The following is a 14,738-nucleotide window of genomic DNA, read 5'->3' as shown; positions in this document are numbered from 1 at the left end:
GCTTCTCGCAGGTGCGAAGGGTGTGGGGTCGCTTTAGGCCCGCCGGCAGGGGCGGGCAAGGCCGGGAGGCCATGAGAATCACTCGCAACTGGCGCCCCGGCGCCGGCCCGCCCCGCGCACGAAGCGGGTGCGGATCACAGGCGCGGCGGTCTGTCGGTCCGCGCGTTTACCGCAACGCGCCGGCCACCAGCTTGTGCAGCTTGACGTGAAGGCCGTCGTTCGCGGCGAGGAACTCGTTGCGCTCCATCGCCCGGTCGGCCCCGCGGAAATCGGTGACGTAGCCGCCGGCTTCCTTGACCAGCAGCATGCCCGCCGCCGTGTCCCAGGGCTTGAGGCCCGATTCCCAATAGCCGTCGTATCGGCCCGCCGCGACCCAGGCGAGGTCGAGCGCCGCCGAACCGAAGCGGCGGATGCCCGCGACTTCCGGCGCGATCGCACCGAAGATGCGGCTCCACTGGACGAAATCGCCATGCCCCAGGAACGGGATACCGGTCGCGATCAGCGCTTCGGACAGGTCGCGGCGGCCCGACACCCGCAGCCGTTGGTCGGTGAGCCACGCTCCCCTGCCCTTTTCCGCCCAGAAGCTTTCGTCGGTCAGCGGCTGATAGACGAGCGCGGTCGTGATCTCGCGCTTGCCCGACGGGGTCGGCTCCTCGACCGCGATCGAGATCGCGAAATGGGGTATGCCGTGGAGGAAGTTCGAGGTGCCATCGAGCGGATCGATGATGAACCGCGGCTTGTCCGGATCGCCCGCAACCTCGCCGCCTTCCTCCATCAGGAAGTTCCAGTCGGGCCGCGCGCGGCTCAGTTCCTCGTACAGCGTCTGCTCCGCGCGGCGATCGGCGATCGAGACGAAATCCGCCGGTCCCTTGCGGCTGACCTGGAGGTTCTGCACCTCGTTGAAGTCGCGGCGCAGCGCCGTGCCGGCCTTGCGGGCGGCACGTTCGATGACGGTGAAGAGGCCGGAATGGCTGGGCATGATGGGCTTTCTAGCCCCTCCCCTTCAGGGGAGGGGTTGGGGTGGGGAATCGGGTTGGAGGAGGTGAGCTGCGTAAAGCCGCACCGCCCCACCCCAACCCCTCCCCTGAAGGGGAGGGGCTTTCGAACGATCAATCCGCGCGGCGGACGTAGGTCTGTTCGTAGACGTCGACGACGATCCGGGTGCCCGCGCCGATATGCGGCGGCACCATCACGCGCACGCCGTTGTCGAGGATCGCGGGCTTGTAGCTCGACGAGGCGGTCTGCCCCTTCACCACCGCATCGGCCTCGACGATCATCGCCTCGATCGTGCTCGGCAGTTCGACCGAGATCGGCTTTTCGTCGTACAGTTCGAGCACGACGTCCATGCCGTCCTGAAGGAAGGCCGCGGCATCGCCCAGGATCCCGGCGTCGAGCGTGATCTGCTCGTAATTGTCCTTGTCCATGAAGGTCAGCGCCTCGCCGTCGCGGAACAGGAACTGGAAATCCTTGGTGTCGAGGCGGACGCGCTCGACCGTCTCGGCCGAACGGAAGCGGACGTTGTTCTTGCGACCGTCGATCAGGTTCTTCATCTCGACCTGCATGTACGCGCCGCCCTTGCCGGGCTGCGTATGCTGGATCTTGACGGCGCGCCAGATGCCGCCCTCATATTCGATGATGTTGCCGGGACGGATGTCCACGCCGCTGATCTTCATGGTCTGAACCTACTGGAAAGAGCGAATGGGCGACGCGGCCTGCGCGCGCCCGGTGCCCGCCCTTACCGTGCGGGGGCGCGGGCGGCAAGCATGGGGAAGGGATTGACGTCCTCGCCCTGATACCAGCGTTCTTCCGGGCGCATGCGTTGCAGGCCGAAATGCAGGTGATAATTGCCCGGCCCGGCGTCGCCGGTATCGCCGACATAGCCGATCGGCTGGCCCGCACGAACCGCCTGCCCCTCGGTGAGGCCGGGCGCGTATCCGGACAGATGTGCGTAATAATAGATCCAGCGCCGGTCCGGCGACCGGACATAGGCCGTCGTGCCGCCGAGCGCCGACCGGAACAGCTTTTCTACCCGGCCGGCCGCGGCGGCTATGACGGGCGTGCCGCCCGGCGCCATGATGTCGGTGCCGTGATGGCCGCGCGTGCCGCCGCCGCGGGCATCGCCCCAGCTGTCGGCGATGGCATCGCGGCGGACGCCCGCGACCGGCACGGTCAGCACCCCCGTGTCCGCATCCGGCCGGTCGGCGATCGCGGCGGCGACCCGGGCCGCGCGACGCTCGGTTGTTCCGAAGCTGGTCATCGCCGCAAAGGCCGCGACGACGAGCAACAGCAGGCCGAGAATGCCCCAGCCGAGGCGCGTCATGCCCGCGCCCCCGTGCCCGCCCGCCGATCATACGGCCGGGCGTGCCCCCGACGGGAGAAGCGACACTGGGCGGCGGCGGCATGGACGCATGGCGGGCGGCGGTCGCGCATCGGCATCACGCCTGGAACACGGCCTTGGTCCCCGGCCTGACCATCTGCGCCAGACGGGCCACATCCCAATTGGTCAGCCGGATGCAGCCGTGGCTCTCCGTGCGGCCGATCAGTTCGGGGTGCGGCGTGCCGTGGATACCATAATGCTCCTTCGACAGGTCGAGCCAGACCACGCCGACCGGACCATTGGGCCCCGGCGGCAGCAGCTCCTTGTCGTCGCCCTTCTTGGCGTCCCAGAACAGCGCCGGATTGTAATGGAACTTGGGGTTGTAGTCCGCGCCGTAGATCTTCCACGTCCCCAGCGGCAGCGGATCGTGCTCCGACCCCATCGTGGCGCTGAACTGCGCGATCAGCCGGTCGTCCTTGTCGAGCACGCGCAGCACGCCGTCAGACTTATCGACGACGATGTGATCGGCGACCGGCTGGGTCGCATCGACGTTGAGCATGCCCAACGTCTGGCGCCAATGGTCGGGCAATTTCGCATCATAGTCGCGCGACGCGGGCAGCGCGTTGGGCACGACGATCGTGTTGCCGACCTTCAGCCGCGTCGTCGGCGAATTGAGCGCGATCAGCACCGCGGGCTGCGTGTGGAACATCTCCGCCAGCTTTTCCATCGGCGTCGCATAGCCGAGGCTGGGCAACTTCGCCTGTTCGGCATAATCCTTGGGCAGCGGGTTGTAATAGGGGCCGGCGAGCGCCTCGCGGGTCAGCGTGAAGCGCGCGGTCGGCCGCTTGGCGCGATAGGGGTAGAGCGCGCGGAGCGTCGCCGCATCGGGCTTGCCGGTCCGCGGCAGGCCCTTGGCCTCCTGAAACCCCTTGAGCGCGGCGGTGAGCGACTGCCCGCCCTTGCCGTCGAGCACGCCGGGACCGAAGCCGAGCGCGTCGAGGATCACCTGGACATGCAGGATGTTGCGGTCGGGCGGCGTCGGCACGGCGACGGGCGCCTGGCCGATCGCGGGGGCGACGAGCGCGGCGCCCGCCAGGAGTGCCGTTGCGAAAAGCGCCTTCATCGATCCAGTCCTTCACCGTTACGCATCCGCATCAAACGGTTGGCGACGGATCGGGTTTCGTCGGCGGAAGCGGGATGCGACCAGTCAGCGTTTCAGGACGTCCGCGAACGCCTTCACCGCCGCGGCCTCGTCGCCGTTCCACACCGCGCCGCAGGTCGCGAGGAAATCGGCGCCCGCCGCCACCAGCGGCGGCGCATTGGCGGGGGTGATTCCGCCGATCGCGACGCTCGGGATCTCGAACATCGATGCCCACCACGACAGGATCGACGGATCGGGCCGATGCTCGACCGGCTTCGTCGACGTCGGATAGAAAGCGCCGAACGCGACATAGTCGGCGCTCCCCTCGCCCGCCTCCATCGCGAGGTGGCGGCTGTCGTGACAGGTCGCGCCGATCTGGGTGTCGGGGCCGAGCGCGTCGCGCGCCTCGCGCGCGGTGCCGTCCTGCTGGCCCAGATGCACGCCGTCCGCCCCCAGTCGCTTGGCCAGCGCGATGCTGTCGTTGACGATGAAGGCGACCTCGCGATCCGCGCAGATCCGCTGCAACGGCTCGGCCAGCGCCGCCGCGGCATGCTGGTCGATGTCCTTGACGCGGAACTGGAATGCCGCGACCGGCCCGGCGTCGAGCGCGCGCGCGAGCCGATCCGGGAAGGCGCCGCCGACGTCGAGCGGCGACACGAGGTACAGCTGGCACGGCGGCCGCCGGTCGTTGCGCTGGAAGTGCAGCGCGAAATCGGGATCGAGCGGGCCGAGGGGATCGTCTTCAGTCATCCGCGAGCGCCTAGCCGCTCCAGCGCCGCAGCGAAAGCCGCCGGATCGTCGAGCCGATGCGCGATGGCGACGATCCCCCGCCGGCCCGGCAGCGGCGCGCGAAGATCGACGACAACGTTGGGATAAGCGAGCAGCGCAAGGTTCAGGACCGACCTGTCCTTGATCGCCGCCGCGTCCCACGACGCGCGCAGTCCGGCGATCTGCCCCAGCGGGATCTCGACCGAGCGCAGCGTCCCCACCCGCATCACCAGCCGGTCCGTGTTCAGGAGCACCGGCCGGTGCGGCATCGCGACGATCGCCCGGACGATCCAGCCCAGTCCGATCAGCGTGACGAGCGACAGCAGGATCGCGATCCACGGATGCCAGATGGCCAGCAGCACATGCGTCACCGCCAGTTCGACGACGCCGATCGCGACGAGCATCCCCATCATCGGCGCGACCCCGTCCCGATAGCCGAAGCTGAGGTCGCCGCCGGCGGGGGGAGCGATGGCGCCGGTCATCGCCCGTAGCATCCCTCCCCCCGTTCGCGTCAGGCGGCCTCGCCGCGATAGATCGCGATCAGCTTGCCGAGCATGTCGAGCGCGTCCTCGCGGCTGCGCTGGAACGTGTTGCGACCGATGATCGAGCCGTTGCCGCCGCCCGCCAGGATGTCGCGCGCGTCCTGGTAGACGGCATCCGCGCCCTTGGCCGCGCCGCCCGAGAACACCACGATCCGGCGACCCGCGAAACTCGCCTGCACGACGTGGCGGACGCGGTCGGCCTGATTCGACCAGTCGGTGCCCTCGTACGCGCTCTTCGCCTCGGCCTGTTCGATATGCGCGCTCGGCAGTTTCACCTTGATGATGTGCGCGCCGAGCAATGCCGCCATGTGCGCGGCATAGGCGCCGACGTCGAGCGCCAGCTCGCCGTCCTTCGACAGCTTCCCGCCGCGCGGATAGCTCCAGATGACGGTGGCGATGCCGACCGACTTGGCTTCCTCGCTCAGCTCGCGGATTTCCTCCATCTGTTCGAAGATGCCGTCGCTGCCCGGATAGATGGTGAATCCGATCGCCGCGCAGCCGAGGCGCAGCGCGTCCGAGACGCTGGCGGTCACCGCCTGGTCGATCGTCGTCGCCCAGCTGTTCGAGCTGTTGAGCTTCAGGATCGTCGGGATCTGGCCTGCGAACGTGTCCGCGCCCGCTTCCAGCGGCCCCAGCGGTGCGGCATAGGCCGACAGGCCGGCGTCGATCGCGATCTGGTAGTGGTAATGCGGGTCGTAGGCGGGCGGATTGACCGCGAAAGACCGTGCCGGCCCGTGTTCGAAGCCCTGGTCGACCGGCAGTATCACCAGCTTGCCGGTACCGCCCAGCTTGCCCTGCATCAGGATGCGGGCGAGGTTCGCCTTCACCGCGGGGCTGGTCGCTTCATATTTGTCGAGGATCGTCTTCACGGCGGGGGTGAGGCTGGTCATGGGTTCGCTCCTTGGGGTTCGTATCGGGTCAAAGCATCAGCCAGCGGCGCAGCGCCTGGTCGATCTGCTCCATGCGGGTCGGGCTGGCGTGGCCGATCACGGCGACGATCCGTTCGCGTGCGACGCTGGTGATGCGGTCCACCTGCACCTCGCATTCGGCGGTGAGGCCATTGTGTTCGCGCGGCGACATGGCGACGCGGAACAGCGCCTCGCCGCCCATGATGCCGGTCAGCGGGCAGACGGTGATCGTCGCATGGGTGGCGTTGAACAGGTCGGACTGGACCACGACGCACGGCCGCGCCGCCATGCCGTCCGGGCCGTCGACCAGCACGATGCCGCCGTGCTTCACTTCCACGCGGTGCCATCCTGCCAGAAGGTCGTATCGCTGGCGGCGTCGCGTCCGCTGGCGCGCGTCGACTGGCGCCGCGCCTCGCGGCGATAGGCGTCGTCGTGCAGGTCGACGTAGCGCCGCACCGCCTCGCGCGCGATGTCGCTCTTGCTGCGACCCTGCGTGCGCGCGACGGCGGCGAGCCGCTCTTCCAGTTCGGTATCGAGTCGCACTCCGAGCATGCCGGCTCCTGTTTAACGCGTTTAACATACGCGCGCGGGCATGGCGGATCAACCGGATAAGCGCGGATCGTTGACGGACGAGGCCGGATGGCGTTCGACGGCCGCGGGGGGAGAACCAACATGCGCCTGTTCCGCGCCGCGATCGCCGCGGCCCTGCTGACCGTTACCGCGGCATCGACGCCGCCAACCGCATCGATCGTCGGCAAGCCCGCGCCGGACTTCGAGATCACGCTGATCGACGGCAGCAAGGTCAGGCTGGCCGACCTGCGCGGCCAGGTGATCGTGCTCAACTTCTGGGCGACATGGTGCGTGCCCTGTCGCGCCGAGCTGCCGCTGCTCGACGGTTATTACCGCGCGACGCAGCGTCACGGCCTGCGCGTCTTCGCGGTGGCGACGGAGGATTCGCTGCCAGCGTTCCGGATGAAGCCGCTGTTCGCCGCGCTGTCGATCACGCCGGCGCGGCGGATCCGTGGCCGGTACCCGCTGATCGGCAACGCGGTGCCGACCAACTATATCATCGATCGTGCGGGGACCGTACGCTTCGCGAAGGCGGCGGCGCTGGACCTCGACGATCTCAACGCGAACATCATCCCGCTGCTGCGCGAGGCGCCGCCGTCCTGACCGGCGCCTGCCGCAGGGTCAGCCGATCAGCGCCGCGACGCCGGGCAGGTCCTTGCCCTCCATCCATTCGAGGAACGCACCGCCCGCGGTCGAGACGAAGGTGAAGCGATCCGCGACCCCGGCCTGGTTGAGCGCCGCGACGGTATCGCCGCCCCCGGCCACCGACACCAGGCTGCCGTCCTGGGTCAGGGCGGCGGCGGTGCGCGCCAAGCTGACGGTGGCGACGTCGAACGGCGGCGTCTCGAACGCGCCCATCGGGCCGTTCCAGACGAGCGTTCGGCAGTTCTTGAGCACGTCGCCCAGCGCCTCGACCGCGCTCGGGCCGACGTCGAGGATCATCTCGTCCGCCGCGACCTCGTGGACGTTGACGGTGCGGACCGGCGGGTTGGCCCGGAATTCCTTCGCGACCACGACGTCGTACGGCAGGTGGACGGTGCAGTTCGCGCGGTCCGCCGCGTCGAGAATCTCGTCGGCGGTGCCGGTCAGCTCGTGCTCGCAGAGCGACTTGCCGACATCCACGCCGCGCGCGGCGAGGAAGGTGTTGGCCATGCCGCCACCGATGATGAGGTGGTCGACACGCGTGACGAGGTGCTTGAGCACGTCGAGCTTGGACGACACCTTGGCGCCGCCGACGACCGCGGCGACGGGATGCTCGGGATTGCCCAGCGCCTTTTCCAGCGCGACCAGCTCGGCTTCCATCGCACGCCCGGCATAGGCGGGCAGCGCGCGGGCGATCCCCTCCGTCGAGGCATGCGCGCGGTGCGCGGCGGAAAAGGCGTCGTTGACGTACAGGTCGCCGAGGCCCGCGAACCGGGCGACTACCGCCGGATCGTTCGTTTCCTCGCCGCCGAAGAAGCGGGTGTTCTCCAGCACCGCGATGTCGCCGGACTGCAGCGTCGCGACCGCGTCTTCCGCGCCCTCCCAGTCGATGAAGCGGACGTCGCGGCCGAGCAGCGCGCCATACGGCCGGACCACCATCGCCAGCGACATGGCGGGGTCGGGCACGCCCTTTGGCCGACCGAAATGCGCGAGGATCAGCACGATCGCACCACGATCCGCCAGTTCGGTGACCGTCGCCAACGTCGCGCGCAACCGCGTGTCGTCGGTGACCGCGCCATCGGCCATCGGCACGTTCAGGTCCTCGCGCACGAGCACGCGGCGGCCGCCGATGTCTCCCATGTCGTCGAGCGTCTTGAAGGGCTTGGTCACATCATGGTCCTTCGTCAGAAAAAGGGATCAGGCGGGCAGCAGGACCGCAACGGGATCGCCGACCGCGATCCGTCCCGCCACCTTCACCCGCGTGCACGCGCCGCCGCGCCAGTCGGTCTTGAGCGCCGCCTTCAGTCCGGTGGCGATCGTCTCCATGCGGCTGCACGGATCGCACTCCACCGTGATCTCCAGCTCGACCGCCCCGATCCGCATCCGTGTGCCGGGCACCTGGGGAATGTCGATGCCGTCGAGCAACAGGTTCACCCGCCGCTCCTGCCAGGGGATGGAGTGGCCCAGTTCGGCCATCGCGGCATCCCAGTCGCCGCGCTCCATCATCGTCACCTGGCGCCGGCCGCGCCCCCCGGGCTTCACCGCGCCGCGGAAGTCGCCGTGGAGGCCGCCCTCGACGGTCACGTCGACCGCATCGAGCACTTCCATCGGCGCCTTCGGATAGGCGTGCCGGGCGATGCCGGCCAGCACCCCCATGCCTAGAGGAAGCTCGCCATCACGGTCGCGGTATCGACCATGCGGTTCGAGAAGCCCCATTCGTTGTCGTACCAGCTGACGACGCGCACCAGCTTGCCGTCGAGCACCGCGGTTTCCAGGCTGTCGACGGTCGACGACTGCGGCGTGTGCATCAGGTCGATCGATACCAGCGGCTCGTCCGAATAGACCAGCACGCCCTTCAGCGGGCCGTCCTCGGCCGCCGCCTTCAGGATCGCGTTGACCTCGTCGCGCGTCGTGTCGCGCTTGGGCTGGAAGGTCAGGTCGACGAGGCTGACGTCGGGCACCGGCACGCGGATCGCCGATCCGTCCAGCTTGCCCTTCAGCTCCGGCAGAACCTCGCCCACCGCGCGCGCGGCGCCGGTCGTGGTCGGGATCATCGACATCGCAGCGGCACGCGCCCGGCGCAGGTCGGGATGGATCTGGTCGAGGATCTTCTGGTCGTTGGTATAGGCGTGGACCGTCGTCATCAGGCCGCGTTCGATCCCGATCGAATCGTTCAGTACCTTGGCGACCGGTGCCAGGCAGTTGGTCGTGCACGACGCGTTCGACACGATCGTGTGGTCGGCGGTCAGCTTGTCGTGGTTGACGCCGTAGACCACGGTGAGGTCGACGCCCTTGCCCGGCGCCGAGATCAGCACCTTCTTCGCGCCCGCATCGATATGCTTCTGGCAGGCGACGTTGTCGGTAAAGAATCCGGTGCATTCCAGCACCAGGTCGACGCCCAGCTCCTCGTGCGGCAGGTTCGCGGGATCGCGCTCGGCGGTGACGCGGATGCGCTTGCCGTCGATGACGAGGTCGTTGCCCTCGGCGCTGACCGTGCCCGGATATTTGCCATGCACGCTGTCGCGGCTGAACAGCCAGGCGTTCGACTTGGCATCGGCAAGGTCGTTGATCGCCACCAGCTCGAGATCGGTCGAATTGCGCTCGATGATCGCGCGCGCCACCAGGCGGCCGATGCGTCCGAAGCCGTTGATCGCAACCTTCACCGTCATCTGGTCTCTCCTCGCATGGGATGTCTGCGCGACGAAAAGGGGCCGCGCCGGGCGGGCAAGCCTTTGCGAGGGGGCGGCCCGTCCTGTCAACCGCGCGTGCGGTGCGGCGAGACGTTTGCGGTGTCGCGTTTGGGTCCTTGTCGCTCACCGGCGGCGCGCCTAACTGCCGGGGCATGGCCGACAACCCCACCGCCGTCGATCGCATCGACGCCGCGATCGCACGGATCGAATCCGCTATCGATGCCCGTGCGAAGGCGGGCGATGCGCTCGCCCGCCGGCATGCCGCGCTGAAGGCGCGGATGGCCGAGGCGGTGAGCGCGCTCGACGACGTGATCGCCCGCGGCGCCGCCTCCTGATGGCAAACGTCACGATCGATCTCGGCGGGCGCCCGCACACCGTCGCCTGTCGCGATGGCGAGGAAGCGCGGCTGCATCAGCTCGGCCGGATGATGGCGGATCACTGGCCGATCGCGCTCAGGGCCGCCGGCGGGGTGCCCGGCGAGCGTGCGATGCTGTTCGTCGCGCTGATGCTCGCGGACGAGCTGGACGAGATCCGGCAGCGCCCGCCGGAGGGCGCGGTGGTGAGCGAGCCGGCGCTGGCACGGATCGCCGACCGGCTGGAGGCGCTGGCGGCCGCGCTGGACGCAGGGCCGGCACCCCGCTGACCGCGCGCGCGGTGCCGGCGAAACCCTGCGCATCACCCATTGACAGCGCAGGCGGCACACCCTAGATTGGCGGAGGCGGGTTCTGCCCGGTACGAGCCTTACTTTATCCCTGAGGCTATTCATCATCCAAGGGGGCTGTCCCTGCCCGGACCCTGGTCCGACGCACATGGTCCCCACCTGACGTTACCAGGCGTCGGCGGATACTTTGGCACACGGCCACGGCGGTCCCGCCACCCGCTTCCCACCGGCCACCGGAGCGATGACAGACAAGCCTGCCCTCCGCGCCCGGCTGCGTGCCCTGCGTGGCGCGTTCGTCGCGGCCACGCCCATTGCGGTGCCGGCGGCATTCGCCGGGCGGCTGCATGCCGGCGCGATCGTCGCGGGCTACCGTCCGATCGGCGGCGAGGCCGATCCCGCCCCGCTGGTCCGAGCCGCCCGGAACGCCGGCTGCCGCATCGCCCTGCCGCATGTCACCACGCGCGCCGCACCGATCCGGTTCCTGGCGTGGGACGGGGTCGGCCCGCTCGTCGACGGGCCGTTCGGGCTGCGCCAGCCCGCCGACGACGCGGTCGAGGTGCGCCCCGACGTCATCCTCACGCCGCTGCTCGGCTTCGACGCCGCGGGCAACCGGCTGGGCCAGGGCGCGGGCCATTACGACCGCGCGTTCGCCGCCCATCCGCATGCGTGGCGGGTCGGCGTCGCCTGGTCGGTCCAACAGGTCGATTCGCTCCCCGTCGACCCGTGGGATATGCCGCTGCACGCCATCGCCACCGAATCGCACTGGATCGTTCCATGACCCCTACCTGGCGCAAGCCGGCCGGCACCTTCGCCATCATGGCGCTGATCCTCATCTGGTGCGGGGGCATCGTCAGCGTATCGGGGCTGGTCGGGGCGTGGCCGTGGTGGCTGCAACTGCCCTTCTACCTGGTGACGGGAATCGTATGGATCCTGCCGCTGCGGCCGCTGCTGCTGTGGATGGAGACGGGTCGCTGGCGCTAGGCCCTATCCGGATCGGTGCCCCGGCCGATGGACCGGATGGCGCGAGTGACGGGGCTCGAACCCGCGACCTCCGGCGTGACAGGCCGGCGCTCTAACCAACTGAGCTACACCCGCTTGAAGCGGTCGGACGGCACCGGTCGTCGATCCGACGATGGCGCAATCCCGCACGTTCCGATTAGCATTTCCCACGCCCCGACGGGGAATGGCGCGAGTGACGGGGCTCGAACCCGCGACCTCCGGCGTGACAGGCCGGCGCTCTAACCAACTGAGCTACACCCGCTGAAAGCGTTGAGGCGCGCCAACTAGGCGAGGCGCCGGGGGGTGTCAACGGCCTATTCGCGCACCGGTTCGCCGGGGGCGTCGCCGTCGTCCTCGCCGCGACGGCGGCGCTCGCGTTCCTGCTGGACCAGCGTGCCGTGCTCGAACAGGAAGCCGGCGATATCGGGCTTGCCCGCCGCGCCCAGAACGGTCTGGATGATGATGAGCAGCGGCACTGCGAGCAGCGCCCCCGCCGTCCCCCACACCCATCCCCAGAAGCTGATCGAGACGAGGATCATCAGCGGGCTGATCGTCAGCCGGTGCCCGACGATCAGCGGCGTGATCGCATTCGCCTCGACCAGGTGGCAGCCGATCATCACCGCCGGCGGCAGCATCGCCACCCAGATGTCGTTGAACGTCATCATGCCCCCGATCGCCAGCAGGAACATCGCGATGATCGGCCCGAAATAGGGGATGTAGTTCAGCAGCGCGACGATGCCCCCCCACATCAGCGGCGACGGCATGCCGATGAAATAGAGCGCGCCCGCCACCACCGCGCCCAGCGTCAGGTTGATGACCGTGATCGTGCCCAGATAGGCCGAGACGTCGTCGACGACGTCCTGGATCACGCGCGCGGTCGCCATCGCGCCATCGAAGCTGGTCCGCCCGGTGATCGTCTTCTTGCGCATCCCCGTCCAGCCGGACAGGAAGAAGAAGACGATCAGGATGCCAAAGAAGAACTGGACGATGACCGTCGGCGCCGACGTCGCGGCCAGCTCCAGGATCGAGCTCGGCGGCGCCACCGCCGCGGTCTGCGGCTGGCGGACGGGCGTCGAGGCGATCTGGCGAAACATCTTGTTCACCGACTTTTCGAGCGTCGAGTAGAGGTCGAGCAGCGGCGACAGGTTGTGCTGGATGCGGCTGATGCGGGTGGGCAGCAGCTGGAAAAAGTCGGTCGCCGGCACCACGATCGCCGCGATCGCGATATTGGCGATGATGAGGAACACCAGCACGCAGAACAGCGCCGCGATCGCGGACGGCACGCGCCGCCGCTCCAGCCATTCCAGCACCGGCACCAGCGCGATCGCGATGACCAGCGCGGCGGTCAGCGGCATGAAGAATTCGGCGCCGGACTTCAGCGCGAACGGCGTGCCGAGCGTCAGCCCGATCCCCGCGATCAGCGTCAGCGCGGCGAGCAGCCGGTCGCGGCGCTGCGCGATCCTGCCGATCTCCGACCGGCTGCCGGGCGAGAGCGGCGCGCCGAGCGCGACCTGCTCCTCCGGCGTCAGCGGAGCGGGAACGGATGCGGATACGGGGGCGTCGACCATGACGTTGCTCTAGCGTATTTTCGTATTCCGCCACCCTGCTTCTTGCACGATCGCCGGCCGATTGCGGCGATCAGTGCGCGACCGTCGCCGGCGCCGTTTCGGCCGCACGATCCTCGAACAGGGCCTTCAGCTGTTTCTTCAGGATCTTGCCGTTGGCATTGCGCGGCAGCGGGTCGGCGAGGAAGCGCACCGCGACCGGAACCTTGAACGCGGCGAGTCGCGCGCGGACGAAGGCCTGCAACTCCGCCTCGCTCGCGGTGCAACCGGGACACAGGTGGACGATCGCCGCCGGCTCCTCGCCCAGCGTGCGGTGGGGGATGCCGACCAGCGCCGCATCGGTGACCGCGGGATGCGCGTACAGCACGTTCTCCACCTCGATCGAATAGATGTTCTCGCCCCCCCGGATGACGATGTCCTTCGCCCGGTCGGCGATGAACAGGAATCCCTCGTCGTCGATGCGGGCGAGGTCACCGGTGCGTACCCAGCCGTCGAGGAAGGTCGCCGCCGTCGCCTCCGGCTTGTTCCAATAGCCCTTCACGATCATCGGTCCGCGCGCCCACAGTTCGCCGATCGTCCCGACGGGCAATGGCGTGACGCCGTCCTCGTCGCGAATCTCCACGTCCGCCACCGCGACCGGCGCACCGGCGCTGTCCGGGCGGTTGAGATAATCCTCGCCGCCATGCTGCGTCACCGTCGCCGTCGTCTCGGTCATGCCCCAGCCGTTGCCGGGCAGCGCGCCGAATTCCTCGTAGATCCGGCGGACCAGCTCGGGCGCCGAAGGCGCGCCGCCATAGGCGATCGTGTCGAGCGACGAGAGATCGTAACTGGCGCGATCCGGATGCTCGAGCAGTTGCCATGCGATCGTCGGCACGCCCCCGGTCATGTTGACGCGTTCGCGCTCGATCACCTCCAGCGCGCGGGTCGCGTCCCATTTGCGCAGGAACACCATCGTCGATCCGGTCGCGATCGCCCCCATCATCCCCGCCGAACAGGCGGTGACGTGGAACATCGGGATCACCGTCAGCGTCACGCGCGGCGTCGGCTCGGGCGGCGTCTCGCCACGGCGCAGGTAGGCGCGCGCCGCGGTGTAGCCGCTCGACAGGATGTTGGTCATGAAGTTGCGGTGCGTGCCCAGCGCGCCCTTCGGCGCGCCGGTGGTGCCGCTGGTGTAGAAGATCGTCGCATCGTCGTCCGGCGCCACGACCGCGTCGGGCAACGCGATGTCGGGCAGCGTTGCCCAGTCGTGCGGCGTGCCGATCAGCGTCTCCAGCCGCGCGACGCCGTCGCCGAGGGGCGTCGTCGCACGCGCGACGATGACGTCGGCGAGATCGGGGAGCGAGGCATACACCCCCTCGAGCCGGGCGTGACGCTCGCCGTCGACGATGAGCACCTTCGCCCCCGAATCGCGCAACCCGTATTCGAGCTCCGCCCCCGTCCACCAGGCGTTGAGCGGCACCATGATCGCGCCGATCGCCACCCCGGCAAAGAACGCCACCGGCCATTCGGGCAAATTGCGCATCGCGAGGGCGACGCGATCCCCCTTCCCCACCCCGAGCCCGACGAGGTGCGCCGCCAGCGCCGCCGCGGCGCGATAGTGCGCCGCATAGCCCACCCGTTCGTCCTCGTAGACGACGAACGGCCGGTCCCCGTGTGCACGGCTCGCTTCCAGCAGGGCGCGCATCGATGGCGGTGCGTTCTTCCAGACGCGGGTCGGCACATTCTGGATCACCGCCTCGTCCATCTCGAACCGGGCGCCCGGCGCGGTGAGCAGCGCGTGCACCTGCGACAGCGGCATCGCCGGCCACGACGGCGGCAGGTCTACGATCGGCTCGGCAACCACGTCGGTGTCCTCTCTCGGCTATCCGGCAGCCATGATTCCTGCCTTTCGATGAAAGGTTACTGTTGATTCCGCCACCACTCAAGGCAATAGGA

The 14,738-nt window shown here is 69.1% G+C and carries 19 protein-coding genes and 2 tRNA genes; 5 read left to right on the top strand and 16 right to left on the bottom strand.

What is annotated here, in order from left to right; genetic code table 11:
* Window positions 1–166 precede the first annotated feature (166 nt).
* The 9 genes from LPN01_RS00400 to LPN01_RS00360 form a co-directional block, all read right to left on the bottom strand.
* Window positions 167–979, bottom strand: a complete 813-nt coding sequence (locus LPN01_RS00400) for an inositol monophosphatase family protein (RefSeq protein ID WP_262826384.1) — start codon at window positions 977–979, stop codon at window positions 167–169.
* 130 nt (window positions 980–1,109) lie between these two features.
* The gene (gene efp, locus LPN01_RS00395) at window positions 1,110–1,673 is read right to left on the bottom strand and encodes an elongation factor P (protein WP_262826383.1); all 564 of its coding nucleotides are present in this window, start codon (window positions 1,671–1,673) and stop codon (window positions 1,110–1,112) included.
* 62 nt (window positions 1,674–1,735) lie between these two features.
* Window positions 1,736–2,320 (bottom strand): M23 family metallopeptidase, encoded by a 585-nt coding sequence (locus LPN01_RS00390; protein ID WP_262826382.1) that lies wholly within the window; start codon window positions 2,318–2,320, stop codon window positions 1,736–1,738.
* A gap of 115 nt (window positions 2,321–2,435) precedes the next feature.
* Window positions 2,436–3,440, bottom strand: coding sequence for a L,D-transpeptidase (locus LPN01_RS00385; RefSeq protein ID WP_262826381.1), 1,005 nt, complete (start codon window positions 3,438–3,440; stop codon window positions 2,436–2,438).
* Between the two features lie 84 nt (window positions 3,441–3,524).
* Complete coding sequence (thiE, locus tag LPN01_RS00380; RefSeq protein WP_262826380.1) at window positions 3,525–4,208, bottom strand: thiamine phosphate synthase; 684 nt, start codon at window positions 4,206–4,208, stop codon at window positions 3,525–3,527.
* Complete coding sequence (locus LPN01_RS00375; protein WP_262826379.1) at window positions 4,205–4,708, bottom strand: hypothetical protein; 504 nt, start codon at window positions 4,706–4,708, stop codon at window positions 4,205–4,207. Before LPN01_RS00375 ends, thiE begins: the two co-directional genes overlap by 4 nt.
* Window positions 4,709–4,737: 29 nt before the next feature.
* Window positions 4,738–5,658 (bottom strand): class I fructose-bisphosphate aldolase, encoded by a 921-nt coding sequence (locus LPN01_RS00370; protein ID WP_262826378.1) that lies wholly within the window; start codon window positions 5,656–5,658, stop codon window positions 4,738–4,740.
* A 28-nt stretch (window positions 5,659–5,686) separates the two neighbouring features.
* On the bottom strand, window positions 5,687–6,013 hold the full coding sequence (locus LPN01_RS00365; protein ID WP_262826377.1) for a type II toxin-antitoxin system PemK/MazF family toxin: 327 nt from the start codon (window positions 6,011–6,013) through the stop codon (window positions 5,687–5,689).
* On the bottom strand, window positions 6,004–6,228 hold the full coding sequence (locus tag LPN01_RS00360; protein WP_262826376.1) for a ribbon-helix-helix domain-containing protein: 225 nt from the start codon (window positions 6,226–6,228) through the stop codon (window positions 6,004–6,006). Before LPN01_RS00360 ends, LPN01_RS00365 begins: the two co-directional genes overlap by 10 nt.
* Window positions 6,229–6,348: 120 nt before the next feature.
* Here LPN01_RS00360 and LPN01_RS00355 point away from each other — a divergent pair, with 120 nt between their 5' ends.
* Window positions 6,349–6,849, top strand: coding sequence for a TlpA family protein disulfide reductase (locus LPN01_RS00355; protein ID WP_262826375.1), 501 nt, complete (start codon window positions 6,349–6,351; stop codon window positions 6,847–6,849).
* Window positions 6,850–6,867: 18 nt separating this feature from the next.
* Here LPN01_RS00355 and LPN01_RS00350 read toward each other — a convergent pair whose 3' ends face one another.
* From LPN01_RS00350 to gap, 3 genes are read right to left on the bottom strand one after another with little or no spacing between them, the layout of a single operon-like run.
* Window positions 6,868–8,058 carry a phosphoglycerate kinase gene (locus tag LPN01_RS00350; protein ID WP_262826374.1) on the bottom strand — a complete coding sequence of 397 codons (1,191 nt, stop codon included), beginning with the start codon at window positions 8,056–8,058 and terminating at the stop codon, window positions 6,868–6,870.
* 27 nt (window positions 8,059–8,085) lie between these two features.
* Complete coding sequence (locus tag LPN01_RS00345; RefSeq protein ID WP_262826373.1) at window positions 8,086–8,544, bottom strand: MOSC domain-containing protein; 459 nt, start codon at window positions 8,542–8,544, stop codon at window positions 8,086–8,088.
* A 2-nt stretch (window positions 8,545–8,546) separates the two neighbouring features.
* On the bottom strand, window positions 8,547–9,557 hold the full coding sequence (gap, locus tag LPN01_RS00340; protein WP_262826372.1) for a type I glyceraldehyde-3-phosphate dehydrogenase: 1,011 nt from the start codon (window positions 9,555–9,557) through the stop codon (window positions 8,547–8,549).
* A 173-nt stretch (window positions 9,558–9,730) separates the two neighbouring features.
* Here gap and LPN01_RS00335 point away from each other — a divergent pair, with 173 nt between their 5' ends.
* The 4 genes from LPN01_RS00335 to LPN01_RS00320 all read left to right on the top strand — a co-directional run bounded on the left by LPN01_RS00335 (window position 9,731) and on the right by LPN01_RS00320 (window position 11,220).
* Window positions 9,731–9,913 carry a hypothetical protein gene (locus LPN01_RS00335; protein WP_262826371.1) on the top strand — a complete coding sequence of 61 codons (183 nt, stop codon included), beginning with the start codon at window positions 9,731–9,733 and terminating at the stop codon, window positions 9,911–9,913.
* Window positions 9,913–10,221 (top strand): cell division protein ZapA, encoded by a 309-nt coding sequence (locus LPN01_RS00330; protein WP_262826370.1) that lies wholly within the window; start codon window positions 9,913–9,915, stop codon window positions 10,219–10,221. Before LPN01_RS00335 ends, LPN01_RS00330 begins: the two co-directional genes overlap by 1 nt.
* Window positions 10,222–10,480: 259 nt before the next feature.
* The gene (locus LPN01_RS00325; RefSeq protein WP_262826369.1) at window positions 10,481–11,017 is read left to right on the top strand and encodes a 5-formyltetrahydrofolate cyclo-ligase; all 537 of its coding nucleotides are present in this window, start codon (window positions 10,481–10,483) and stop codon (window positions 11,015–11,017) included.
* Window positions 11,014–11,220, top strand: coding sequence for a DUF2842 domain-containing protein (locus LPN01_RS00320; RefSeq protein ID WP_262826368.1), 207 nt, complete (start codon window positions 11,014–11,016; stop codon window positions 11,218–11,220). Before LPN01_RS00325 ends, LPN01_RS00320 begins: the two co-directional genes overlap by 4 nt.
* A 37-nt stretch (window positions 11,221–11,257) precedes the next feature.
* On the opposite strand, the gene LPN01_RS00315 is transcribed toward LPN01_RS00320, so the two are convergent.
* The 4 genes from LPN01_RS00315 to LPN01_RS00300 form a co-directional block, all read right to left on the bottom strand.
* A tRNA-Asp gene (locus tag LPN01_RS00315) sits at window positions 11,258–11,334 on the bottom strand.
* A gap of 89 nt (window positions 11,335–11,423) precedes the next feature.
* Window positions 11,424–11,500 (bottom strand) — tRNA-Asp (locus tag LPN01_RS00310).
* A 52-nt stretch (window positions 11,501–11,552) separates the two neighbouring features.
* Complete coding sequence (locus LPN01_RS00305) at window positions 11,553–12,806, bottom strand: AI-2E family transporter (RefSeq protein WP_262826367.1); 1,254 nt, start codon at window positions 12,804–12,806, stop codon at window positions 11,553–11,555.
* Between the two features lie 70 nt (window positions 12,807–12,876).
* Window positions 12,877–14,601 carry a class I adenylate-forming enzyme family protein gene (locus LPN01_RS00300; protein ID WP_262827027.1) on the bottom strand — a complete coding sequence of 575 codons (1,725 nt, stop codon included), beginning with the start codon at window positions 14,599–14,601 and terminating at the stop codon, window positions 12,877–12,879.
* Window positions 14,602–14,738 lie beyond the last annotated feature (137 nt).

The organism is Sphingomonas sp. A2-49, assembly GCF_025548555.1.
Lineage (GTDB): Bacteria > Pseudomonadota > Alphaproteobacteria > Sphingomonadales > Sphingomonadaceae > Sphingomonas.
The sequence above is the reverse complement of the archived record's forward strand: the minus strand, read 5'-3'. Positions and strand labels throughout refer to the sequence as shown.